Here is a 24,586-nt window from a genome sequence, read left to right as displayed (position 1 = left end):
AAACTACCCTCTAACTCAGCAATACCTGTGCCAAATTTTGGCAAGGTTCGTGCATAATCATACATTATGAAGGTTAATTTTACTTATTGCCAATACTCAATAAAGCCGCAATAACCCTGCGAGATTAAGATGCAGGGGAGGTGTTAAGTTTGATTGGTATAGATTGTAGCGGAGTGCGGGAAATGCGTATCACTAATTCTATCAATACAATTGTTATGATTTGCTCGCTGACATGGCTCAGCAGCTGTTCAAGCCTCGTTGACAAGCACATTGAATATGAAACGGTGCAACCGGAAACTTTTCCTGTTTTACGTGCTGTGGGGTATGCGCCTTTAAGTGCTCAGCCGGGTAAAACTGCGGGTGAGAAGCAGCTGATGGCCATTAAAGTCTCAAAATTAGAAGCCTATCGTGAGCTGGCTGAGCAACTCTATGGCCAGAATTTGACATCCACTATCACGGTAAAGGGTGCTATTGCCCAAAACGACGGCCTTAAGAGCCAAGTAAATGGACTTGTTCGTGGGGCTAAGGTGCTGAAAAGTTACGCGGTCGGTGATACTTACGCGACTGAGTTAGAGCTTGATATGAAACGTGTTTATGATTTGTATGTTACTCAAGTCAAGCCTCAGAAAATCAAAAAAATATCTTACAGTTTTAAGTAAGCAGTCTAGAGCCTGTTGACCTTTGCTGCTTGATTTTTGTTTTTCTAAGAAGATTTTGGTCGCGACGATCGATTTGCCGGCTAGGCTCAGCCTTGTATAAATACCAATCAAGCTGCTGTAAACACAAACCTGAAAGATAAACAGGCCATAAATAAGCTAATCTAGAATATGCTTTTCTTAGAATTCTAAAGCAGCTGTGATGATTATTATCATAAGGAGTATAGAGAAGTGTTATCGTGTTGTTTTTAACGCTCGTGAGGTATTCGCTAGCACCAAAGGCAGAGCTTCCTCAAGCGAGTCATTAAGCTTTTAAATTACGTACTAATTCACTGTCGCTACTTTTCACGCTGCCATCTTGACCATAGGTAATCGAAGTTGGCGCCCCAATTAAAATTCCTTTCAATTCACGAGTGCTTACATTGGCTTGGTGGGCCGTTTTAGCATTGATTTCATTTTTAGTTTGGCATTCGTGAAGTAGAGTACGTACTTTAGCGATGAGTGGGATTACATCATCGTGCTCAAAAACGTGGGACTCGGTTTTTGATAATTCATTATCGAGCTTTTGTAGTTTTGAAATGAGAGTTAACTTTTCACGAGCAATTTCTTTTAAATTGTCGCCTCTCCGAGAGGCCAGCTCATCAAGCTCACGCGCCAGAAGCTGGGTCATCGCTTCTAGCGTCGAGATTTGTTCTGAAAGTTTGTGGTGGCAAAGCCGAACCAAGTCATCCATATATTTCGAACTCAAATGCCGCTATGTTTTTAGCTAGTTTTTCCGCGTCAACTTGATACTTACCTTCTGCAATCGCTTTTTTCAGCTCTTCGACTTTCTTATCGTCAAAGCCTGATGATTGTTGTGCTTTCTCATTGACAGTTTTCAGCTGTTGTGCCTGCGGGGTCAGGCTAACTGAATCCGCTGCTGCTTTAGGCGAAGCTGGTGATTTAACTGATGCGTTGTTGGCATCATTTCTTTGCAATTCAGCCTTCTGTTGCTTAACATTGTTAGCAACGGATGTAGACTGATTTTGACCGTTAACTTGATTAACCATGTTTGTAGACCCAATAAAATTATACTCTCAGCCATATTATCGGCGTTCAGTAGTATTACTTTAGCAAATTTTTTATAAATTCACCTCTACTGTTTCCACTTCTATTACTCTAGCACGTAAGGTTTTGCCAGAGCGAGAGTTTTTAACATTAATAAGTTCACCGCGGTTGCCATCTTGCTGTGCTTCTCCTTGAGTTTTGATCACAAGCCCGCCTGATTTAGCAACAATCGTCACGGTATCACCTTTACAGACCATGCAAATGTGAGCTTGAGTAAAGGCTTGGCCCTCTCTAATATTTCGCTTGCTTCGACTGCCTATTAGTATCGACTTATCTTCTATATAAGAGACTCTGCGAAAACGTTTTGGCTGATATTCTATTTTTACATCTTCATTCTGAATAACACGGCCTTTCTCTAACATGGTCGCGCTAACTAAAATGGGGAATAGATGATCGATACGCACGTGAACGTATTGAGTCCAGCTGAGCGTATCGCTGCATCTTACTTGAACAGTCACTTGAGTATCAAAAGGCGGGGTCATCGCTGTACTATATTGCAATGGCGATTGACAGTCTCTTGCTGGAATTCTTGAATCTAGTGGTATCGCAGTAATCGATAACTGACTATCGGGATCTTGCTCTACATTCGGTTCGACAAATTTTATTGCGTTTTGCTCTAAAGTTTTGTTGTCATATTGCTGACAATAACCATAGTCAACGCCTATAAAATAAGCGAACAAACAAAAAAACTGAATGTAATGGGTTTTTTTTAACAAACTCATGATGTTTCGACTATGCTTATTGGGTGAAACAAGGTATAAAGATTCTGCTTTAATAACTGCACCTAATCAAGGGTGGTAAACCATATCAGAGTCGAAGCAAAGATCGTTCCGATTAGCGGTTTATACAGTAGGAGATTGAAATGGCAGGTATTTTAGACTCGGTTAACCAGCGTACACAATTAGTTGGACAAAACCGTCTCGAGCTATTACTTTTTCGACTTCAAGGTCGACAGCGCTTCGGCATTAACGTTTTCAAAGTCCGGGAAGTGCTTCAATGTCCTGCATTGACAAGCATGCCCAAGTCAAATCCTCTGATCCGAGGGGTTGCTCATATTCGAGGTCAAACTATATCGGTAATTGACATGTCACTTGCTGTTGGCGGGCCTCCTATTCAAGATATTCGCAATTGTTTTATTGTAATTGCAGAATACAATCGCTCCGTTCAAGGGTTTTTAGTCAGTGCGGTAGAACGCATAGTGAATATGAATTGGGAAAAAATAATGCCCCCACCATCGGGAGCAGGTCGATATTCCTATTTGACAGCGGTCACTGAGATTGAAAACGAGCTAGTTGAAATATTAGATGTAGAAAAGATTCTCAATGAAATTTGCCCGATCAATACAGAAGTCAGTGCTGACATTGTTTCGGATGGTGAAATGCAAAAAGATTTGGGTGAGCGTATTGTCTTTATTGCAGATGACTCCGCGGTTGCTCGTAATCAGGTCAAACGCGCTTTGGAGCCATTAGGCGTCCAGACTGAGTTGGCAAAGAACGGCAAAGAAGCACTCATAAGGCTTCGTGAAATAGCCGAAATGGATTGTCAAAATAATGTCACTGAGCGAGTAGGACTATTGATTTCTGATGTTGAAATGCCAGAAATGGATGGTTACACGCTAACAGCTGAAATAAAAGCTGATCCAAAATTAGCGCCATTGCATGTGATACTTCATACTTCACTGAGTGGTGTATTTAATCAGGCCATGATTGAGAAAGTTGGCGCTGATGATTTTATTGCTAAGTTTAACCCAGATGAGCTAGCCTCAGCGGTTAAGAAATGGGTTCATTGTGATTAAAGCTGGTGGTAGCACTTGGAAAATAAGCATTTAGAGCAAAAAGAGTACGACCAATTTCGAACCTTTTTAGAGCAGCAGTGCGGTATTGTACTGGGTGACAATAAATTGTACTTGGTTAAAAGCCGACTTGCTCCTCTAATGGCTCGCTTTGGTGTGGAAACACTATCATCTTTAGTAGCTAAAACACTCAGTCCCCATGAGCGGCAATTGCGTGCCGCTGTGGTGGATGCGATGACAACGAATGAAACGCTTTGGTTTAGGGACACCTACCCATTCGAATTAATTAAATCGAAAATCTTACCTGAGTTTAAAGACTTAAGACGTCCTGTTAAGATCTGGTCGGCGGCAAGCTCATCGGGCCAAGAGCCATATTCAATCGCGATGTCTGCGAGTGAATATGTAAGTAAAAGCCCTGGTGCACTAAAAATGGGCGTTCAAATTATCGGTACGGATATTTCTAACACGATGCTTGATATGTGTAAGAATGCTGAATACGACGCGCTGGCCTTGGCGCGAGGGTTATCGCCTGAACGTAGAAAGAAATTTTTTATGGATAGTGGTAATGGAATGGCTAAAGTAGTCGAACCTATTCGTAAAATGGTCAGTTTTAGACATTTAAACCTGTTGGATTCTTATGCGTTGATGGGCAAATTTGATGTTATTTTCTGCCGAAATGTCTTGATTTATTTTTCACCAGAAGTGAAAGCTAAAATCATTTCGCAATTTGCTCAGTCGTTAAACCCGAATGGCTATTTATTTTTAGGAGCATCGGAGTCGATGGCGGGGTTGAGTGACGACTTTAATATGATCCGTTGTAATCCTGGGATTATCTATCAGAAAAAGACTTAATACTTACATATAGCGGCAAGGACGTTCGCTATAGTTAGGTATTGAACATTTGTATGCAGTCGCAGTTTCAATGACTATTTTTATTAGCTTTGAATTTTTGAGCTAAACCGCTAACTATTCAGACGTTCCCTCTTATTTCTTTCACTCCTCTGTATTATTTCAAGTTTAGTTATTCCAAAAATATAATATAACATATTGAATTTTAACGAATAAATTTGATTTGAAAACTGGCCTAAAGATTGCTTTATCATATCTGAGTCAATTTTTTGGAGTCAGATAATGGCAATTAGTTTCGATAAAGCGTTGGGAATTCACCAGCATACTATGCTGCTTCGCTCACAACGCGCTGAAATTCTAGCAAGCAATATCGCAAACGCAGACACTCCAGGATACAAAGCTAAAGATATTGATTTTGCCAGCGCTTTAAAAGCGGCAAAAACAATGCAAAGAAGCGGCAATGATATGGTTAGAACAGATGCAAAACACCTAAGTGGTGGTACCAAAATGAGTAACTCGTCTGAACTATATCGTTCGCCAAATCAAGCAGATACAGGTGATGGTAACTCGGTCGACATACAAGTGGAACGAAATTTGTATGTACAGAATGCATTAGAGTACCAAGCCAGTTTGCAATTTCTTGGTGGTAAGTTCAGTGGTCTTAAGAAGGCACTCGGCGGGCAAGGGGCATAATTATGAGTTTATATAACGTTTTCGATATTGCGGGTTCAGGAATGAGTGCACAGAATGTGCGGCTAAATACCACCGCAAGTAATATCTCAAACGCAAACTCAGTGAGTTCTAGTCAAGATGATGTTTATCGCGCTAGGCACCCTGTATTTGCCGCTGAACTTTCCAAAGCTTCAGCTTCCCAGAGCAATGTCGCGGGATCGTCAGTTGGAGTAAAAGTATTGGGTGTGGTTGAGAGCGATAAGCCGCTTCAAGTTGAATACAACCCAAACCATCCAAGTGCTGACGCAAATGGCTACATTTATAAACCGAATGTGAATGTGGTAGAGGAGATGGCAAACATGATTTCTGCTTCTCGCTCTTACCAAACCAATGTTCAAGTTGCAGACGCTGCAAAGCAAATGCTTAGTAAAACATTGCAACTAGGCCAGCGCTAAATTGGGAGTAACAGCTGATGAGTAATAATGTAAATGCCACTTCTTCAACGGGTGTAGATTCACTCTACTGGGATAGGCAAAAGCAGGCTGAGGAGAAAAAGCCCAGAGATGAGCTATCGCAAGAAGATTTCTTCTCGCTGCTGACTCAACAGCTCTCTTTCCAAGATCCGAGTAAACCTGCAGACAATGATCAAATGATCGCGCAGATGACAAGTTTTACCATGGCTGAGGGGATCTCAAAGTTAAATGAAAACTTTGACTCGTTGGCTGCATCAATGACTTCTAATTCGGCGCTTCAGGCATCGACACTGATTGGTAAAAAAGCATTACTCGAATCGACGACGTTGGAACATGGCGACGATGCACTTACAAAAGGTTCTGTGATTGTACAGGAGCCAGTTCAGAATTTATCAGTGGGTATCTATGATGAATCTGGAGCGCTCGTAAATACGCTTGAATTTGGCGAACAAAGTGTTGGCGCTGTGCGTTTCGATTGGGATGGTAAAAACAAAGACGGTGAGATGATGCCTCCAGGTGAATACACCATAAAAGCGGAGGGCATGATTGAAGGTGAATATCAAACTTTACCGTCGGCCACATTTAGAAATATAGACAGTGTTAATGTTAATGGTGCTAATGGCATCGTCATTAATACCAAAGAAGGCGCGGTGCGCTTAACTGATATTGCTGAAATAGCATAGTAGTTTTAAAGAATTAACCTTAAGAACTTAGAGGTGAGAGTATGAGTTTCAATATAGCACTGACAGGTATTGCCGCCGCGCAAAAAGACTTGGACGTAACAGCAAACAACATTGCTAACGTAAACACGACTGGTTTTAAAGAGTCTCGCGCAGAATTTGCTGACGTTTACGCGTCTTCGGTTTTTAGCTCAGGCAAAACGAAAAATGGTGATGGTGTACAAACTACGATGGTTGCACAGCAGTTCCACCAAGGGTCACTAAAGTTTACGCAAAACTCGCTAGACTTGGCGATTGAGGGCGAAGGCTATTTTGCCATGTCAAACTCTCTGCAATCACAGGATTTTACGTATTCTCGAGCTGGTGCATTTAAATTAAATAAAGACAACTTTATCGTGAATGCAAAAGGTGACTACTTGCAAGGCTTCCCTGTTGATCCATCAACCGGTGATACAACGTCTTTGAGTTTGAGCACAACATCGCCCGTTCAAATTCCAGATGCATCAGGTTCTCCTCGAGCAACATCGCAAATCTATACTTCGTTTAACTTAGATGCGACGGCGCAACCACCTACGATTGCTTTTGATCCTGAGCAACGGGCCTCATATAATTCAAGAACGGCAATTACGGTATATGACTCGTTGGGTGAATCACATACATTACAGTTATTCTTCAGAAAAACGGCGGATAATGAATGGTCAACTTACGCAACAATGGACGATAAGCCATTTAACCACAATGCGCAGCAAATTGACCCGACAGCTACACCACCTGTGCCATACACACCAGTAAGCGTATTTCGTTTTGACGCAAGTGGTATTCCTTCACAAACAGCGGATGATCCATCAGCTTCACCACTGACATTTAGTAACAATACTGGCTCGACATTTAACCCCTTAAGTCTTGCTGGACCTCAAGATGCAGTTGACCCAACTATCGGTATGTCAAACTTGCTTGATAACGGTGCAACTTTTCCAAATGACATTGTTGTTAACTGGCGTGATGAAGCAAATACTGCTCAAAAACTACCAACGCAATACTCATCTGGTCGATTTGAAGTAAAAGCATTGGAGCAAGACGGTGCGACCGTTGGCCGTTTAGCTGGTATTGATATTGGTACTGATGGTAAAGTAGTGGCTTCATATACTAACGGCGACTCAACGTTCTTAGGGCAAGTAGCGCTAGTACGCTTCCCGAATTCTCAAGGCCTTCAGGCGATTGGCAATACTGAGTGGAAGAAGAGCCTATCTTCTGGTGAACCTCTTGCGGGTGAGCCAAACACAGGTACGCTTGGTGGTATTAGTTCATCGGCCCTAGAGCAATCGAACGTTAACCTGACTAACGAGTTAGTAGACCTTATCAGTGCTCAACGTAACTTCCAAGCGAACTCTCGGGCGCTTGAGGTTAACTCTACATTACAACAAAATATATTACAGATCCGATAATATATTATGCCCTCCAAAGGCTGCTCCAAAGGCAGCCTTTTTTATGTCCGTCAAAAACATCTCCTCACTTTGGCACTGTGCTTGCATTAACTAAGTTAAGTTTGAATTTTATAGGTCATCGTCATGGATAAAATGGTGTATATCGCAATGTCAGGCGCTAAGCAGAGCTTACGCGGTGTGGCACTTAAAGCGAATAACCTTGCTAATGCCAACACGACTGGCTTCAAAGCTGATTTTGCACAAGCGCGCTCAATGCAGGCGTTTGGCGAAGGGCTACCTACTCGAGTTTTCGCGATGCAAGAGCGCCCTGGTACTAATATGACTGGCGGTGCAATTGTTGAAACTGGCCGAGAGCTTGATATTGCGGTAGATGACAAGTCGTGGATCAGTGTTGTTGATGCGTCGGGTGAAGAAGCTTACACCAAAGTCGGCACACTCAACATTCGTAATGATGGTGCGTTAGTCACCGCTCACGGGCGTCAACTTATTGGCGAAGGTGGGCCCATCGTCTTGCCTATCCCTGTTGATAAGGTGGTTTTTAGTGACGATGGCTCTATTCAAGTGCGTCCACAAGGCGCTCCTGCTAACTTTCTGGAAGTGGTTGATAGGCTGAAAATTATTGAAGCGGATAATAGCAAGCTACAAAAAGGTAATGACGGCCTTTATAGACCAAAAGAAGATAAGCTAGAAGATGGGATTTGTGGCTTTTGTGAAATATCTCCAACCGCAAAAGTGATGAGCGGCTTCTTAGAGATGTCTAACGTCAATCCTGTTCATGAGATGGTCGATATGATCAACCATCAAAGACAATTTGAAATGCAAATTAAGCTGATGAAAACAGCTGAAGAAATAGATGAGCGACACACTTCGCTCCTACGCATAGTTTAAGAGTGAGGTAGAGATTATGAATCCGGCATTGTGGATAAGTAAAACAGGCTTAGATGCTCAGCAAACTGATATTTCAGTTATTTCTAACAACTTGGCTAACGCCAGTACCGTTGGTTACAAAAAGAGTCGGGCGATATTCGAAGACTTACTATATCAAAACATCAATCAACCCGGAGGTCGCAGCTCTCAAGATACAGAGTTACCGTCTGGTTTGATGCTTGGTGCAGGTGCCAAAGTGGTCGCCAACCAAAAGAACTTTTCTCAAGGCAATATGTTAAGTACCGAAAATTCTTTGGATTGGATGATCCAAGGTCCGGGCTTTTTTGAGATTCAGATGCCAGATGGCACAACCGCATATTCAAGAAATGGTCAGTTCACGACGGACGAAGAAGGGCGGATAGTTACTTCAGGCGCGGGTTTTCCTGTGTTACCTGAGATGAACGTACCCGACGATGCACAGTCAATTACTATTTCTCAAGATGGTGAAGTATCGGTGCGAGTTGCTGGACAAGCTGAAAACGTTGTTATCGGACAATTGACAATTAGTGACTTTATTAATCCATCAGGTCTTGAACCGATTGGGCAAAACTTGTACACGGAAACCGCGGTAAGTGGTGCTCCGGTGCAAGGTAACCCAAGTGTTGAAGGGTTAGGTAAGATTGTGCAAGGCGCACTTGAAACGTCAAACGTTAATGTGACGGAAGAGCTTGTAAATCTAATCGAAACACAACGCGTGTATGAAATGAACTCAAAAGTGATTTCAACGGTAGATCAGATGCTGAGCTACATTAATCAACAGCTGTAATTGGGTAGGGGGTATTATGCGTGCATTATATTTAGCCATCGTAACGGTCGCTGCATTATCTGGATGTAGTACAACACAAAATAAAAATGTGGTGCGTGACGATCCGTATTATGCACCTATCTATCCCGAGGATAACCAAGCCCAAATGGTGGCAACAGGGTCATTGTTTAATACGCAGTTTTCCAACGATCTCTATGCTGACAAAAAAGCGTTAAGAGTCGGTGATATTATTACCATCGTACTCAGAGAAACGACTCAGGCAACCAAAGCTGCAAATTCTGAGCTGGATAAATCCAGTGATTCGAGCCTAGACCCTGTGATTGGCCTAGGTGGCAACGCCATTAATATCGGAAAAGAAGCAATACAGTTTGGTGCTAAATCCAGCTCTTCTTTTTCTGGTGACTCGAAGTCTAATCAGTCCAACAGCTTATTTGGTAATATTTCAGTTAATGTCACCCGAGTATTGCCTAACGGTAATTTAGTGATCCGCGGCGAAAAGTGGTTAACCCTTAATACCGGCGAGGAATTTATTCGCTTGGAAGGATTGGTAAGACCTCAAGATGTGACGGCAGATAACACGGTTGAGTCCAATCGAGTGGCAAATGCCAGAATTCAATATTCGGGTAAAGGTGATCAACAAGAAGTACAAAGTGCAGGTTGGTTAACGAGTTTCTTTATGAGCGCGCTGATGCCGTTTTAAGGTGCTGAAAATGAACAATATGTTTAAGAATATTTTGCTTATCGGTGCGGCCATGACGTTGGTTGGTTTTTCTTCTTTGGCTTCTGCTGAGCGAGTTAAAGACGTCAGTATGGTTGAAGGTGTTCGTTCAAACCAACTGGTTGGCTACGGCCTCGTTGTAGGCTTGCCTGGTACCGGTGAGCAAACCAGATTTACCGAGCAGAGCTTTAAAGCGATGTTGAATAGCTTTGGCATAACGATGCCCGCAAGCTTAAAGCCAAAAATTAAAAATGTTGCGGCTGTTGCGGTTCACGCTGACTTGCCACCTTTTGTTAAACCCGGTCAAACCATTGACGTGACTGTGTCATCTATTGGTAGTGCTGGTAGTTTACGAGGCGGTACTTTACTTCAGACTTTTCTTAAAGGGGTTGATGGTAATGTATATGCAATCGCGCAAGGTAGTTTGATTGTTGGTGGTTTGGGCGCTGATGGTGCCGACGGGAGTCGAGTTGTGATCAATACGCCGACTGTAGGCCGCGTGGCAAATGGCGCGACAGTGGAACGAGCGGTACCAAGTCCGTTTACTCAGGGCGATTACATCACCTTTAACTTGAATAGGCCCGACTTCACTACCGCAAAGCGCTTGGCCGACACGATCAATGGACTTGTTGGACCAAACAGCGCAAAACCTATGGATGCAGCCTCAGTGCGAGTAATTGCCCCAAGAGATCCGTCTCAGCGCGTTGCTTACTTGTCTACGCTAGAGAATCTAGAATTTAAACCCGCAGATACCGCAGCGAAGATCATCGTTAACTCTCGCACAGGCACTATCGTTATTGGCAAAAATGTCAAGCTACAGCCTGCGGCAATTACCCATGGCGGCCTTACCGTAACAATTGCTGAGCAGCAAAATGTATCTCAACCTAATGCGCTGGCGAATGGTGAAACAGCAGTGACGCAGCAAAGTATTATCGACGTAAATCAGGACGACTCTAGAGCGTTTGTATTTGACCCAGGCGTGAGCCTTGATGACTTGGTTAGAGCAATTAACCAAGTTGGCGCAGCACCAGGCGATTTAATGGCGATCCTTGAAGCGCTAAAAGAAGCGGGCGCAATAAATGGTCAATTAGTCGTCATTTGATGTTCTATTATTAATCAACTAGTTAGCCTCACAATTGTGAGGCTTTTTTTTGGCTCGGATTTTGCATTTCTATTTGTATAGTTATTAACGTCAAACAGTGCTGAGTGTATGAACACCGACCAATTGAAAAATCAAAGCTTTTTCGACCTAGGAAACCTTGATTCGATCCGTAAAGAGGCGCTGAAAGGTGCTGGCGATCAAGGTGCCTCTGATCAGGCATTGAAGAAGGCGGCACAACAGTTTGAGTCTATCTTTACGCAAATGTTGTTACAGAGCATGCGTAAAGCGAATGAGGCGCTAGAGGATAAAGACAGTCCATTTAACTCTAGCGGTGTCAAATTTTTTGAAGAAATGCATGATCAGCAACTTTCGATGCACTTATCTGAGCAGGGCAGCTTAGGACTTGCAGATCTGATTGTGCAACAGTTGTCTCCTAATTCTGAAAAGTATAAGCCTGCTTCTGTAATGAGAGCTGACGGCGATATTTCCTTTAAAAAACAGACGACAGCAAGTGAGAGTGTGAATAAATCCGAACCGCAGGCTGTCAATGTTAAGGCAGATACCTCAAGCGATGAACAAACAGGCTTTGGTTCTCCTGAGGAATTCGTCGACAGAATTTGGGAATACGCTCAAACAGCTGCGAAAAAGCTAGGCTTGAACCCTGCGGTAATGGTTGCACAAGCTGCACTGGAAACCGGTTGGGGTAAACACATCATCAGCAAAAAAGATGGTAGTAGCAGTTTTAACCTATTCAATATCAAAGCGGATAGCCGCTGGAGTGGTGAAAGCGCCAGAAAATCGACACTTGAATTTGAGCAAGGGTTACCGGTGCAAAAGCAAGCCGATTTCCGTGCTTATAAGTCGCTAGAACAAAGCTTTGATGATTATGTCAGTTTTCTAAAAGGTAATCCGAGATATGAGCAAGCCTTAAATAAGGCTGGTGATAGTCATGCCTATCTAAGTGAACTTCAAAATGCAGGCTATGCGACCGATCCGAATTATGCCAACAAAATTAAGTCAGTTTTAAAGCGTATTGATGTATCCGATTTCTTATCCGGTGCGCTAACAAAGGGAGTCAGATGAGATGTCATTTGATCTATTAAATATTGGTGCGGCAGGGGTTAGGGCTAACTCCGAGTTACTACAAACCACCAGTAAAAACATTGCTAACCTAAATACCAAAGGGTATATCCGTGAACGGACTGAGCACGGAACAATGATAGGTGGCATGGTTGGTCGTGGTGAAACGGTGCGTTTGATCAACCAGTTCGCGCAGCAGCAACTGAATCGTGATATTTCCAATCAGTCTTACTATGAGCAGTTTGTCACTGAGGCAAGTCGCGTTGATACATTATTTGCACAAGACTCGAATAGCCTGAGCAAGAGTATCAACTCGATGTTTAATAATTTACAAAGCGCGATTAACTTGCCTTCGTCGACAACTAACCGATCTCTATTCATGACGGGCGCTCAAGGTCTTGTCGATCAAATGGATAGATTGTCAGGTATTGTTGTTGATCAAAACAGTATCGTGAATGAGCAATTGGATATTTTCTCAGAAGAAGCTAATAACCTTGTTCAAAAAATCAGTGAATTGAATAAACAAGTGGCGAGTAAGTCAGCGCTCAATCTTAATAATGTCGATCACAGCGTGCTTAATGAGCGCGATCAAGCAATTAAGGAGCTTGCTGAGCTTGTAGATATAGAAACACTCGACGGTGAAAATGGCGAGAAGCTCGTATTTTTAGGCACTGGGGACGCGCTTGTGATGCAAGGTGGCGCTTTTAATTTATTTGCGATGAAAGGCAACCCAGATCCCAACCATAAAGAGCTAACTCTAGATATTAAAGATAAAAATGTTGTGCAACTTGAGTTAGATAGCGGCAGTTTGAAAGGCAAAATCGGCGGGTTACTGGCATTTAGAGATGAAGTGTTGATCCCGGCACAGAACCAACTAGGTCAAATTGGCCTCGCATTAGCAGATGCTTTTAATCAGCAAAATAGATTGGGAATGGACTTAGATGGCAACATAGGGGGAGACTTATTTAAGATCCCTACCGTGGGCGGCTTTGCTTACAGCGAGAATACAGGCACCGCAGCGCTTACGGCAACACTTGAGCCTGGACGCGGCAATGAGTTGCCAGCTACTGACTTCCAAGTTACTTATACCAGCGCAACAACCGTTGAAATAACAGCTGTAGACGCCAAAGGCAATCCTATCGGTACTCCAACGACTGGTAATATCGCAGGAGGAGTCATCACGGGAACAGGTGATTATTTTGGCTTACAAATGAACGTAACGGGTAGTGGTGCAACAGGTGATAGATTTCTTGTAAAATTAAATCAACAGGCTTCAACCGGGTTGGAGCTTGCAACTCAACGACCAGAAGCACTTGCATTAGCGTCACCAATTCGCACTGAAAAATCAGCAGACAATAATGGTACGGCGACCATTTCAGCTGGAGTCGTCACTGATACCGATCCTGCGACCAGTGCGTTTACGGCGGGAATGCCGCCAACCTTGAATGATGGTCCATATACTCTGACTAAAACCGCTAACGCTAACGAATATACATTGACCAGTAATTCAGGTACAACGCATACCTTTACCGCTCCTGCCGATGGCAAAGATATACTTTCCACAGTGGGAGCTGCGCCAGCACCTTTTGACAATCTTGGTTTCACGTTCGATATCGAGGGGACACCGAATACCGGTGATAGTTTTGAAATTAGCTTTAACACTGGTGGCTTTGATGACAACCGTAATGGTGCAGCGCTTGATGGTCTGAAATCATCTGATTTAGTTAGACAAAATCTAGAGTCTACAGGTAGTACCGAAAGCCATAAAACCTTTAATGAGGCGTATGCCGATATTGTCACCGGGGTAGGAGTTATTACCAATCAAGCGAAAACTAATGGCGCGGCATTCGAAGCGCTAGCCAATCAGTCAAGCGCATGGTTTGAGTCTCTATCGGGTGTAAATCTAGATGAAGAGGCAGCCAATTTGTTACGTTTTCAACAATCTTACTCGGCTTCTGCGCAAGTCATTTCAGCAGCAAGAACCGTGTTCGATACCTTATTAAGTGCAGCGAGGTAATTATGCGTTTATCTCAAAATCAAATTTTTAATTCAAATCTCAATTCTATTTTGCGTAATCAGCAAGATGTGAACAAAGCAACACAGCAGCTGAACACGCAAAAGCGGGTATTGAGTGCTTCTGATGATGCTTCAGCGACTGCTAGAGCGATGCTTTTTGACGACCGGATCCAAGCAAACGATCAGTTTACTAAGAATTTGACTATGCTGTCTTCGAGATTAGACACTCAAGAGTCAGTACTCGAAAATATTAAAACGGCCATTGATAGCGCTTATACCAAGTCGATACAGGCCGGTAATGGCGGGTTATCTGATGTTGACCGTCAAGCAATCGCTGATGAGCTAGAGTCAATCCAAGATACTATTTTGGATTTAATGAACTCAAAAAGTGAAGATGGTAAGTTTATATTTTCCGGCTATCAAGATAATACGCAAACCTATAGCTTTGACTCAGCTACTGGAAAGTACGTATATAACGGTGACCAAGGACAGCATAAAATAAAAGTTTCTGAGGGCGTCGAAATACGCTCAAGTGATAACGGTTTTGATGTATTTGAAAGTGCAGAGAAGCGACTGAATATTACTTCAAATACAGGTGTGGTTTCTGGTGGTATTACATCGGCCTCCGTGTACGTGGACGAACAAGGGGTTTTTGATGAGTTTCACAAGGCAAATTACAACGCGGATCCTAGTGCGCCTGCAGGTGCAAATACCTTTGACCTAGTGGTGACAGCCGGGACACCAAATACTTATCAGCTTGAGCAGGGGGGCACGGTTATTTCAACTGGTACTGCAGAAGGCGGAACTATTAAAGTCGCTGGTATGGAGTTTGACTTTGCTGGTGCTGCGCCAGGCCAAATAAGCTTTGACTTGGAGAAGCCCCAAAAGGAAAACATTCTAAATACATTAGAATCCATGATTACGTCATTGAGAGACCCCAGTATTATAGGGGATGATTATAAGCAGGTACTAGCTGATGGTATTACGGGCTTAGATAATGCCAAGATTAAAATATCGCAGGGACAAGCGGGGCTTGGTGGTAGGTTAAACGCCGCAAAGCTTGTATCTGATGCAAATTCAGACTTAGATGTTGATAATAAGGCAAATAAGGCAGCTTTGATTGAGGTCGACTTCTACTCTGCGATCTCTGAGCTCACTAAACATGAAACTGCACTGCAGGCTTCTCAGGCAACCTTTGGCCGCCTAACTAACCTCTCGCTATTAGACTATATTCGTTAAAAGGTAGCCTTTAAAGGTTACCTACTTCAAAACAGCTTAAAACACTGTTATTCAATTTAATATATTGAAATTAAAAGTATTTTAAATGCATTTCATCAGTATAAGCTCATAGCCATAACTTTCTGTCGATTGTTCCACATTAATCAAAAAGTCACTATTAATCAGGTTTTATGTTTTTTTAAAAAAAACACTAAAGGAAAATTTTTGCCGACCGATAACTTAAATAACCAAGCCGGAGAGTGAAAAACATTCAAAGGTTGGAAAGTTTCTAAGTTTGAGAGTGAAAGACTCGATTTAAAGTGGGAGAACCATCATGGCACTTTATGTAAATACTAACGTAAGTTCATTGAACGCACAAAGACAATTAATGAATTCTGGTAACGCACTAGATACCTCATTTAAGCGTCTATCTTCAGGCTTTCGTATCAACAGCGCTGCTGATGATGCTGCAGGCCTACAAATTTCAGACCGTTTGACTTCACAAATCAATGGTCTTAACCAAGGTAACCGTAACGCGAATGACGGTATCTCTCTTGCACAAACTGCAGAGGGGGCGATGGACGAAGTAACTTCAATGTTCCAACGCATGCGTACCCTAGCTCAACAAGCTTCAAACGGCTCGAATACTGATGAAGACAGATTGGCGATTCAAGAAGAAATCCGCTCTTTAGCATCAGAAGTTAACCGTGTAGCAAAAGATACAACTTTTGGTGGACAAAACTTACTAGATGGTTCATACGAGGCTAACTTCCAAGTCGGTGCAGATGCTGTACAGACAATTGGTTTCAGTATGAAAAGCGTCGGTTCGTCTGCGAATGGGTCCAACTCTTTGACAGCAAATGGTGGCTTCACAATGTCTGGTATCGCGGGTATCGCTTCCGCAGTAACTGGCAAAACAATGTCAACCCTTGCTGCTGGTATTAGTAACGTTGGCACCGGTGTTACAGAAGCGACAGCTGGTTTCACCAACATGGCAGCTACCATCATCAGTGTATCGTCACAGGAAAATGCACAACAAGTGTTAGCTGCGATGGATTCAATGATTGCAGTAGTTGATAAAAAACGAGCTGAGCTTGGTGCGGTACAAAACCGGTTCCAATCAACTATTCGTAACCAATCGAATATTCAGGAAAACTTATCAGCTGCAAAATCTCGAGTGAAAGATACTGACTTTGCTCAAGAAACAGCAAGCTTGACTAAAATGCAGATTCTACAGCAGGCAAGCCAAACAATCTTAAGTCAGGCTAACCAACGTCCTCAAGCTGCATTAAGTCTACTAGGATAATTTAACTAGGATGGTAAAAGGTGCCTAAGCCAGATGGGGTATTTGCTTAGGCACCGAATTGGATGATAAAGCGGAGGAGCTAAAAAATCCAATAGCGTTCATTAAATCAATGAACACGTTAATTAAAGCACATACCATGCCAAGTTTGTGTTAGAAAAATGACACTCACTCTCAAACTTACTAAAGAGGGGCTAGCCAGCCCCTCTTTTACCATATATTAACTTCCTTTAGTTCCAACTATACAGAGCGTTATATCTGTTTTCGTGTCGCTAAATCAATGTGTGAGTACTAGATGCCCGATGCTCAGATTATTTAATCAGCTACTTCAATGCCTAGGCTATTTTATTTAAGATTTATTGGTAAGCATCGCTCACACGGTATATGAGTACCGCTCAAATAAGCACAGTAAATTGACGCTACGATGGTATCTATATCAAAATCCCAAAAGAGAAAACTATAAAGTCCATATTTATCATGGTGTTAAATTGATTTCTTTAGCTGCATTTATAACGTTTTGTCTTTTTGGCCTGTAACTTGCTTTAAACCCAGTAGAGTTAATTTTGGCGTCAAAGTGGCAATTGGTTGCCTTAGTAAAAAGAAAACCTGAAACATGCATGCCGCTTTGTCATTTAACTATCTATCAATTAGATATTGATTTGGCAAAAAGAGAGTGAGTTATGGCTTTATATGTAAATACCAATGTCAGTGCAATTAATGCACAAAGACAATTGACTAATTCAGGTAATGAACTAGATACTTCATTCAAGCGTCTATCTTCTGGTCTGCGGATAAACAGCGCTGCTGATGATGCTGCAGGTTTACAGATATCCGACCGATTAAATTCACAGATCATGGGGCTTGAACAAGGTAACCGTAATGCGAATGACGGTATTTCTCTTGCTCAAACAGCTGAAGGTGCGATGGACGAAATCACCTCTATGTTTCAGCGAATTAGGACGCTCGCGCAACAGGCAGCCAACGGCTCTAATACTGATGAAGACCGTTTGGCGATCCAAGAAGAGATTCGTCAGCTATCAGCTGAAGTAAATCGTGTCGCGACTGACACGACATTCGGTGGTCAAAACTTGCTTGATGGAACCTACTCTGCAAATTTCCAAGTAGGTGCTGATGCTGTTCAAACTATTGGCTTTAGTATGAAAGAGGTCGGGTCTACAGCTAATGGTGATAACTCCATGACTACCAACGGTGGTTTTACTATGTCTGGAATAGCAGGGATTGCGTCTGCGGTTTCAGGTAAAGGGATGTCAGTGTTGGCTGCTGGCATTAGTAATATTGGCACCGGAGTAACAGAAACGACTGCCGGTTTTACTAACATGGCTGCAACTGTGATTAGTGTTTCATCGCAAGAAAATGCACAACAAGTGCTCGCAGCGATGGACGCAATGATAGCTGTAGTGGATAAAAAACGTGCAGAGCTGGGTGCTGTTCAAAACCGCTTTCAGTCGACTATTCGAAATCAATCGAACGTATCTGAAAATCTAAACTCAGCTAAATCGCGAGTAAAAGACGCGGACTTTGCTTTAGAAACAGCAAAGTTAACGAAGAATCAAATTTTACAACAAGCTAGCCAAACTATATTAGGTCAAGCAAATCAACGGCCTCAAGCAGCTTTAAGTCTACTACAAGGCTAATGAGTTAAATTTTTCTAAAAAAAAACTAAAGCTTCCTCTTTTATAGTCGATAGAAGAGTTAGAGAACTATCAATCTAGTACTCTAACTTCTTCAATACTGCAGGGTAGGGGTATCCCGCAGCGTTGAAATATGTATTATAAAGCGGAGGCTATTATGGCTATTTACGTTAATACCAATGTCAGTTCATTGAATGCACAAAGACAATTGATGAACTCAGGTAGTGCGCTTGATACTTCTTTTAAAAGATTGTCATCAGGCTTTAGAATAAACAGTGCAAAAGATGATGCTGCAGGTATGCAGATCTCGAACCGTCTAACAGGACAAATTAATGGATTAAACCAAGGTATTCGAAATGCGAATGATGGTATTTCTCTTGCGCAAACCGCAGAGGGTGCTTTGGATGAGACGACACAAATGTTTCAGCGTATTCGTACGTTAGCGCAACAAGCATCAAATGGTTCGAATACAGACGAAGACCGATTGGCACTGCAAGAAGAAATTCGCTCGTTGGCATCGGAAGTTAACCGTGTTGCTAAAGACACAACCTTTGGTGGTCAAAATCTACTTGACGGCACCTATGATTCAAATTTCCAAGTTGGCTCTGATGCCGTTCAGACTATAAGCTTTAGTATGAAAGACATTGGCTCGTCATCGAATGGTTCTAACTCTTTGACAGCAAATGGTGGCTTCACAATGTCTGGTATCGCGGGTGTCGCTTCCGCAGTAACTGGCAAAACAATGTCAACATTGGCTGCTGGTATCAGTAATGTTGGTACTGGTGTTACGGAGGCTACCGCTGGTTTCACCAACATGGCTGCCACAGTAATTAGTGTATCTTCGCAAGAAAATGCACAGGAAGTACTGGCTGCAATGGATACCATGATTGCGGTAGTTGATAAAAAACGTGCTGAGCTTGGTGCGGTACAAAACCGATTCCAGTCAACTATTCGTAACCAGTCAAATATCCAAGAAAACTTATCAGCAGCTCAATCTCGAGTTAGAGATACCGATTTTGCTCAAGAAACTGCCAACCTGACTAAGATGCAGATTTTACAACAAGCAAGTAGCTCTATTTTGAGTCAAGCTAATCAGCGTCCACAGGTAGCACTATCGTTACTTGGGTAATATTCTGAGAAAAGCGTCAAGTTTGGGAATGTTCGCGAACTTGACGTATACTCTTTATAGGCTTTACAGGAGGTCTAGATGAGTGATGTTCAAATTTCTCAAGGGCTAAACTATTCGGTTGATAGTCAACTGAATAAGCAACCAAAACAAGAATTAAACAATGAAGGTGGTATTGCTCCAGATAGAGCAAAACCTGAAGATTCACCTGAGCATAATGGTAAAGGTGCTAGCAGTAATGAACAGTTAATATCAGAAGTTAAAGACAATTTAGCAAGATTAAACGATGTTATTCCCGTTACGGCTACGAACTTACAGTTTCAACTTGATGAAGAGGGTGATCCTCCGGTTGTTCTTGTTTTAGATAAGTCTAGCAATGAAGTAATTAGGGAAATTCCTTCAAAAGAGTTTAGGGAAGTAGCTAAGGCTTTGGAAGAGTTTGCCGATAAACTTACAAAGCGTGGCGTGTTATTTGATAAAACCGCCTGATATAGATTTGGAGGTAGATTATGCCACTTATTACATCTGCGGGTGTTGGCTCAGGGCTTGACTTAGAGTCAATCATAAAAGCTTCTGTGGATGCGGAAAACGTACCCAAGATGCAAAGGTTTGCTGCAAAGCAAGAATCACTGAAAGTTGAATTGTCTTCTGTCGGTGAGGTTAAATCTGCCATTTCAAAACTTAAAGACACAATTGAAAAACTAGCGGACATCGATAACTTTGGCAAGCGAATCGCTAATATTCGTCAACCGGATGGTGCTGAAATAATTAGCGTAACACCAACGTCAGATATTTCTACAGGTAATTTTAAGATTGCCGTAGAACAGTTGGCGCAAGGAAGCAGAGCCGTTTCTGCTGATGGTGCTTTTGCTTCAGCCGACACTGTTGTTAGTGCAAGTGGTGGTACTTTGTCTTTCTCAGCAGGTGCGGATAAATCATTTGATTTAGAAGTGACAGCTGGAATGACTCTGGCTGAGTTAAGAGATGCTATTAATGCATCAGATACTAATTTCGGTATCACTGCTAATATTATTAACACTGGCGATCCCGATGTAGGCTCCAAACTTGTTTTCACGTCAAATGTCAGTGGCGATGGAAACGACCTCGTGATTACAAGTGATACTGCTGAGCTTGATGCTATTGAGACATATGACGAGACAACAAACCCTTCTGGAGGCATGGTCATTGCCGATGCGGACAAAGCTCAAGATGCAATCATAACGGTAGATGGCCTTACAGTTAACAGCGATACAAACACATTTAAAGATGCTGTCCAAGATATGACGATAAGGGCACTCGAGGTTAGCCCTGAGGATACATCTGGTACAAAATTAACAGCTAAGTTGGACGTAGATTATGACAGAGAATCTGTCACTAAGCTCGTCGATGAGTTGATTACAAATTACAATAACCTCGTTGGAATGATTGGCTTGCAAACTCGAGCAGGAAAGCCTCTAAATGGCGATGCTTCGATGAGAGCATTGAGTGATCAGCTAGTTTCTACTCTGGGGTCTACGTTGACTGATGCTGGGCCATTTGAGTCGGTGTTTGACATGGGCCTTGGCGTTAATAAAGAAGGTTATTTAGAAAAGTCATCACTAGTTCGCAGCTTAAACGAAGCAATGGATGATAATTACGATGATATTGGTACAGCATTTGCAGGGGAAAATGGTGTAGCCAAAAAATTAGAAGAATTACTCGGAAATTACGTTGATTCAGGTGGGCTTATGAAACAACGTGAGACTAGTTTGAATGCTCAACTTGACGATTTAGAGGACGATGTCATAAATCACCAGGAGCGTATGAAGTCATTTGAAGCTGGCTTACGTCAAAAATATGCAGGGCTTGATGTACTTATCGCGCAAATGCAGCAAACTCAATCTTATTTGGGGGCTCAGCTTTCTAATCTGCCAGGCTTTACCAAATCCAAGTAATAGAGAGGATTGAACATGTATAATGCAAAAGTTAAGAATTACCAGAGAGAAGCACTTAAAACTCGAGTGGCAGGTGCAGATCGTTATGAAATAATCCAGATGTTGATGGCTGGTGCTATTGAAAAAATGGTATTGGCAAAAGTAGCTATTGATAAAAGAAATCTAGAAGCCAAATCTGAGCATATTTCAAGAGCATCAGCAATTATTGAAGCATTACGCGAATGCTTAGACTTTGATGTTGGTGGTGAAGTGACAGAAAACTTATATGCCTTATACAGTTATATGATGGATAGGCTATTAGATGCATCAGTACAAAATGATTCAGCCATCGTAGATGAAGTGTCTAACCTGTTGAAAGAAATTAAATCAGCTTGGGATGCTATCCCTGTGGATGTCCGGATTAAAACACTGAATAATGCTTCTCCAGACGCTAGTCATGGATAATCAGCATCAAGGCGAGCTTGGGGAATTGTTGTGTTTGATTTTTGAACACCTTCAAAGAGGTGAGATGGAACTCGCTGAAACAGAAACCAAGAAATTTTGTTTATGTATTCAAAAACGGTCAGATTTGATAGAAGATGTTGAAGAGAAAAGGGTCTACCTAGAAGAGTCAATCGCAATGTTGAACGAAGTGATTGAACGTATGAATCAAGAAAAAAGAAGTACCCGAGAGCAGTTGCTGAAGATTCAGCGAAAACAATCCTCAATCAAGAAATATAACGAGTTCAAATAATATCATGGATCCAATTAAGTCCCAGTTAGAGACTCTTGAAGTAAAGTTAAAAGCCGTGGAAGAACAAGCGGTTAGAGAAGAGTTGTTTATAGAAGCTGCCAATTTAAAGTTTGAAAGAAACCTCAAAGCCTTCAAATTACATTTCCCAGAAATTTACGAAAAATACTTAACCTACGAGCCAAACTCGCTGTTTAACTTATTTGTTAACCCTAACGGCAGCGCCAATATTATTGATTATAAAACTGGCGTACCTATGTATAGCGAGGATCCAGTTTCACAAATTCAAAAGCAGACACAGAAAAATATCGAAAACCCAATTCTTGGACGTTTAGACCACTCCGGTGTTGCATTTGTCGAAAATGGTGATATTGAATTTCTTCATGTTGAATTGATGCGAAAATTAGGGGAAATCTTCGTTGAGACGAAATCGAACTTAGCACCATTTAAAAAGCTAGGTAGTGCAGTTCCTAACAAGATGATTTTTGGTATTGGGCTTGGCTATCACCTTGAAGACGTCATCGATGCTTGTAAAGCTGGTTACGTAAATATTTTTGAACCGAATGAAGACTACTTTTTTGCTAGTTTGTTTGTTTCCGATTGGGTTTCTATTCTTGAAAAAATTGAGGCTCAAGGCGCTTACCTTTATCTAGGTGTAGGGGTGACGGAACATGAAATTTACGAAAAGGTTTATTCACGCTCAAGGGAAATAAGCGTAGCTAGTGTCTGTCACTCTTGGTTTTATCAGCATTATCCATCAGTTGAAGTAAATAAATGGATCGCGGAATTTAAAAAGAATTATCACCAGTTCTTCGCGGGGTTTGGTTTCTTCGATGATGCTATGATCGGGATAGCTAACTCATTGGGGAATGTCAAAAACAACTGCAACTTCATGTTTTCTGCCAATGAACAGCAAGATAAAGCGCTATTGCATGATATACCAGCTGTAGTGGTTGCAAACGGTCCTTCATTAGACGCCAATATTGAACCGCTAAAACGGATCCAAGATAAAGTCATTATATTCGCGTGTAACTCAGCGACCACAGCACTAATAAAGCATGGGATTACTCCCGATTTTCACGTTGCACTGGAACGAACTAAATCAACCTATTATTTCCTCAAGCAGCATATACCCGAATCGATGCGCAAAGACTTAAACTTGCTTGTTACTAATGTGATGCATCCAGATGTGGCTGGTCTATTTGGATGGGCGGGAATGGCGCTTAAGCCTGGTGAATCAGGTACACAAATGTTACAACTATCTCACTACAGGAATGAGAATAAAGTGCTTCGGAGCCTTTCATTTTCAAACCCCCTTGTGGGTAATACTGCGCTGAGTTACGCATGTCACCTTGGGTTTAAAGAAATATATCTGTTTGGTGTGGATAATGGCTACATAGACCCTGACCACCACCATAGTAAGGCAAGCTTTTATTACAGTGAAGAAGGTGAGACTGTCATTGAGCCAACCAAAATAGGTGGGCAAGTCAGGATCCCTGGAAACTTTTGCGAAACAGTACTTTCTGATGAGTTTATGTATGTTGGCAACTGCCAAATGGAAAGGATTCTAGAGTCATTTCTTAAAGACAATGTAAACTGTTATAACTGTAGTAATGGAGCAAAGATTAAGCACTCTATACCACTTGAGAGTAAAGATATTTTGTTGCCTGAAAGGGGAATTGATAAACATCAAGTTGTGGAGCATATCAAAACTAATCTTTTCGCAGCTAATGCTGACATTGAATCTATGGAAAAGCTACTTTGCGAAGAAGAGTTTGAACAGCTGTGCGGCACAATGGTGGAGCTTTTGGAAGAAGAGTTTGATAGTCGAGAATCTGCGCAAGAAGTTTTATTGAAAAGTCTCAGGTATTTGTACTCATTTAGAAACTCTGCAGATCATTTAGGCTTGTATCAGTTGCTAGAAGGCGAGGCTCTTTATACGTCCTCAATATTAATTTCAATTCTTCATAACTTTGGTGATGATTACGAAGTGGTTCCGTATTTTAGAAAAGCGTTAAAATCTTGGGCTGACTTTCTTAAGCAGTGTCCTGAATACTACCGTCAAAGAAATAGACTTTGTCAATAAAAGTCGATACATAAAAGAGTGACAAGATTTTGTCGCGGCTCCGAAGTTAATGAGTAGACGCTTCGGAGCTAGCTTAAACCAGAAATAATAAGCGTTTGATATGACTTATTGCTTCCTACATTTCTCCTCATTTTCGTTTAAAATTAGCTGTTTATTGAAAATTCCCTTACACTTTACTGAAATCTGATTCTTGAGTTAAAACTGTCAGGTAAACTACCCTTGATTTCCTTAGGGGAGTTGTTTACTGGAGATTA

At 41.9% G+C, this 24,586-nt stretch carries 25 protein-coding genes; 22 read left to right on the top strand and 3 right to left on the bottom strand.

Annotation, left to right across the window (positions count from 1 at the left end):
* Window positions 1-182 precede the first annotated feature (182 nt).
* Complete coding sequence (locus DRB05_RS16620) at window positions 183-659, top strand: LPP20 family lipoprotein (protein WP_128727913.1); 477 nt, start codon at window positions 183-185, stop codon at window positions 657-659.
* A 301-nt stretch (window positions 660-960) separates the two neighbouring features.
* On the opposite strand, the gene DRB05_RS16615 is transcribed toward DRB05_RS16620, so the two are convergent.
* The 3 genes from DRB05_RS16615 to flgA form a co-directional block, all read right to left on the bottom strand.
* Window positions 961-1,389 carry a flagellar protein FlgN gene (locus DRB05_RS16615; protein WP_128727912.1) on the bottom strand — a complete coding sequence of 143 codons (429 nt, stop codon included), beginning with the start codon at window positions 1,387-1,389 and terminating at the stop codon, window positions 961-963.
* Window positions 1,382-1,705: a flagellar biosynthesis anti-sigma factor FlgM gene (gene flgM / locus DRB05_RS16610; protein WP_128727911.1), complete on the bottom strand. Its 324-nt coding sequence runs from the start codon at window positions 1,703-1,705 to the stop codon at window positions 1,382-1,384. The genes DRB05_RS16615 and flgM overlap by 8 nt, the downstream gene beginning before the upstream one ends.
* 72 nt (window positions 1,706-1,777) lie before the next feature.
* Window positions 1,778-2,485 (bottom strand): flagellar basal body P-ring formation chaperone FlgA, encoded by a 708-nt coding sequence (gene flgA / locus DRB05_RS16605; protein WP_128727910.1) that lies wholly within the window; start codon window positions 2,483-2,485, stop codon window positions 1,778-1,780.
* 140 nt (window positions 2,486-2,625) lie between these two features.
* On the opposite strand from flgA, the gene DRB05_RS16600 reads away from it, so the two are divergent.
* The 21 genes from DRB05_RS16600 (at window position 2,626) to DRB05_RS16500 (ending at window position 24,332) form a co-directional block, all read left to right on the top strand.
* Window positions 2,626-3,558, top strand: a complete 933-nt coding sequence (locus DRB05_RS16600; RefSeq protein WP_010606301.1) for a chemotaxis protein CheV — start codon at window positions 2,626-2,628, stop codon at window positions 3,556-3,558.
* Between the two features lie 15 nt (window positions 3,559-3,573).
* On the top strand, window positions 3,574-4,407 hold the full coding sequence (locus DRB05_RS16595) for a protein-glutamate O-methyltransferase CheR (protein ID WP_045961733.1): 834 nt from the start codon (window positions 3,574-3,576) through the stop codon (window positions 4,405-4,407).
* Between the two features lie 279 nt (window positions 4,408-4,686).
* Window positions 4,687-5,097: a flagellar basal body rod protein FlgB gene (gene flgB, locus DRB05_RS16590; protein ID WP_010369289.1), complete on the top strand. Its 411-nt coding sequence runs from the start codon at window positions 4,687-4,689 to the stop codon at window positions 5,095-5,097.
* Between the two features lie 2 nt (window positions 5,098-5,099).
* On the top strand, window positions 5,100-5,531 hold the full coding sequence (flgC, locus tag DRB05_RS16585) for a flagellar basal body rod protein FlgC (protein ID WP_128727909.1): 432 nt from the start codon (window positions 5,100-5,102) through the stop codon (window positions 5,529-5,531).
* 17 nt (window positions 5,532-5,548) lie between these two features.
* Window positions 5,549-6,232: a flagellar hook assembly protein FlgD gene (locus tag DRB05_RS16580; RefSeq protein ID WP_095728186.1), complete on the top strand. Its 684-nt coding sequence runs from the start codon at window positions 5,549-5,551 to the stop codon at window positions 6,230-6,232.
* A gap of 41 nt (window positions 6,233-6,273) precedes the next feature.
* Window positions 6,274-7,674: a flagellar hook protein FlgE gene (gene flgE, locus DRB05_RS16575; protein ID WP_128727908.1), complete on the top strand. Its 1,401-nt coding sequence runs from the start codon at window positions 6,274-6,276 to the stop codon at window positions 7,672-7,674.
* A gap of 123 nt (window positions 7,675-7,797) precedes the next feature.
* The gene (locus DRB05_RS16570; protein ID WP_095728188.1) at window positions 7,798-8,562 is read left to right on the top strand and encodes a flagellar basal body rod protein FlgF; all 765 of its coding nucleotides are present in this window, start codon (window positions 7,798-7,800) and stop codon (window positions 8,560-8,562) included.
* Between the two features lie 16 nt (window positions 8,563-8,578).
* Window positions 8,579-9,367 carry a flagellar basal-body rod protein FlgG gene (flgG, locus tag DRB05_RS16565; protein WP_010606305.1) on the top strand — a complete coding sequence of 263 codons (789 nt, stop codon included), beginning with the start codon at window positions 8,579-8,581 and terminating at the stop codon, window positions 9,365-9,367.
* A 16-nt stretch (window positions 9,368-9,383) separates the two neighbouring features.
* Window positions 9,384-10,067, top strand: coding sequence for a flagellar basal body L-ring protein FlgH (gene flgH, locus DRB05_RS16560; RefSeq protein WP_010606306.1), 684 nt, complete (start codon window positions 9,384-9,386; stop codon window positions 10,065-10,067).
* A 52-nt stretch (window positions 10,068-10,119) separates the two neighbouring features.
* Window positions 10,120-11,187, top strand: a complete 1,068-nt coding sequence (locus DRB05_RS16555) for a flagellar basal body P-ring protein FlgI (RefSeq protein WP_128728054.1) — start codon at window positions 10,120-10,122, stop codon at window positions 11,185-11,187.
* Between the two features lie 108 nt (window positions 11,188-11,295).
* Complete coding sequence (gene flgJ / locus DRB05_RS16550; RefSeq protein ID WP_128727907.1) at window positions 11,296-12,270, top strand: flagellar assembly peptidoglycan hydrolase FlgJ; 975 nt, start codon at window positions 11,296-11,298, stop codon at window positions 12,268-12,270.
* Window position 12,271: 1 nt separating this feature from the next.
* Window positions 12,272-14,284, top strand: coding sequence for a flagellar hook-associated protein FlgK (gene flgK, locus DRB05_RS16545; protein WP_128727906.1), 2,013 nt, complete (start codon window positions 12,272-12,274; stop codon window positions 14,282-14,284).
* Window positions 14,285-14,286: 2 nt separating this feature from the next.
* Window positions 14,287-15,522, top strand: coding sequence for a flagellar hook-associated protein FlgL (gene flgL, locus DRB05_RS16540; protein WP_128727905.1), 1,236 nt, complete (start codon window positions 14,287-14,289; stop codon window positions 15,520-15,522).
* A gap of 313 nt (window positions 15,523-15,835) precedes the next feature.
* Window positions 15,836-16,807, top strand: a complete 972-nt coding sequence (locus tag DRB05_RS16535) for a flagellin (RefSeq protein ID WP_128727904.1) — start codon at window positions 15,836-15,838, stop codon at window positions 16,805-16,807.
* A 677-nt stretch (window positions 16,808-17,484) separates the two neighbouring features.
* Window positions 17,485-18,459, top strand: a complete 975-nt coding sequence (locus DRB05_RS16530) for a flagellin (protein WP_128727903.1) — start codon at window positions 17,485-17,487, stop codon at window positions 18,457-18,459.
* 154 nt (window positions 18,460-18,613) lie between these two features.
* Entirely contained in the window at window positions 18,614-19,585 is a 972-nt protein-coding gene (locus DRB05_RS16525; protein WP_128727902.1) for a flagellin, read from the top strand.
* A gap of 78 nt (window positions 19,586-19,663) precedes the next feature.
* Window positions 19,664-20,071 carry a flagellar protein FlaG gene (locus DRB05_RS16520; protein ID WP_128727901.1) on the top strand — a complete coding sequence of 136 codons (408 nt, stop codon included), beginning with the start codon at window positions 19,664-19,666 and terminating at the stop codon, window positions 20,069-20,071.
* A gap of 20 nt (window positions 20,072-20,091) precedes the next feature.
* Window positions 20,092-21,516, top strand: a complete 1,425-nt coding sequence (gene fliD, locus DRB05_RS16515; RefSeq protein WP_128727900.1) for a flagellar filament capping protein FliD — start codon at window positions 20,092-20,094, stop codon at window positions 21,514-21,516.
* A 15-nt stretch (window positions 21,517-21,531) separates the two neighbouring features.
* Window positions 21,532-21,960 carry a flagellar export chaperone FliS gene (fliS, locus tag DRB05_RS16510; protein WP_128727899.1) on the top strand — a complete coding sequence of 143 codons (429 nt, stop codon included), beginning with the start codon at window positions 21,532-21,534 and terminating at the stop codon, window positions 21,958-21,960.
* The gene (locus DRB05_RS16505) at window positions 21,953-22,249 is read left to right on the top strand and encodes a hypothetical protein (RefSeq protein WP_128727898.1); all 297 of its coding nucleotides are present in this window, start codon (window positions 21,953-21,955) and stop codon (window positions 22,247-22,249) included. The genes fliS and DRB05_RS16505 overlap by 8 nt, the downstream gene beginning before the upstream one ends.
* Before the next feature lie 4 nt (window positions 22,250-22,253).
* Window positions 22,254-24,332, top strand: coding sequence for a 6-hydroxymethylpterin diphosphokinase MptE-like protein (locus DRB05_RS16500; RefSeq protein ID WP_128727897.1), 2,079 nt, complete (start codon window positions 22,254-22,256; stop codon window positions 24,330-24,332).
* Window positions 24,333-24,586 lie beyond the last annotated feature (254 nt).

Origin of the sequence: Pseudoalteromonas sp. A757 (genome assembly GCF_004103285.1) — a bacterium.
Taxonomy (GTDB): Bacteria; Pseudomonadota; Gammaproteobacteria; order Enterobacterales; family Alteromonadaceae; genus Pseudoalteromonas; species Pseudoalteromonas galatheae.
Note: the sequence above shows the minus strand (reverse complement) of the source record. Positions and strands in the feature narration are given on the sequence as shown.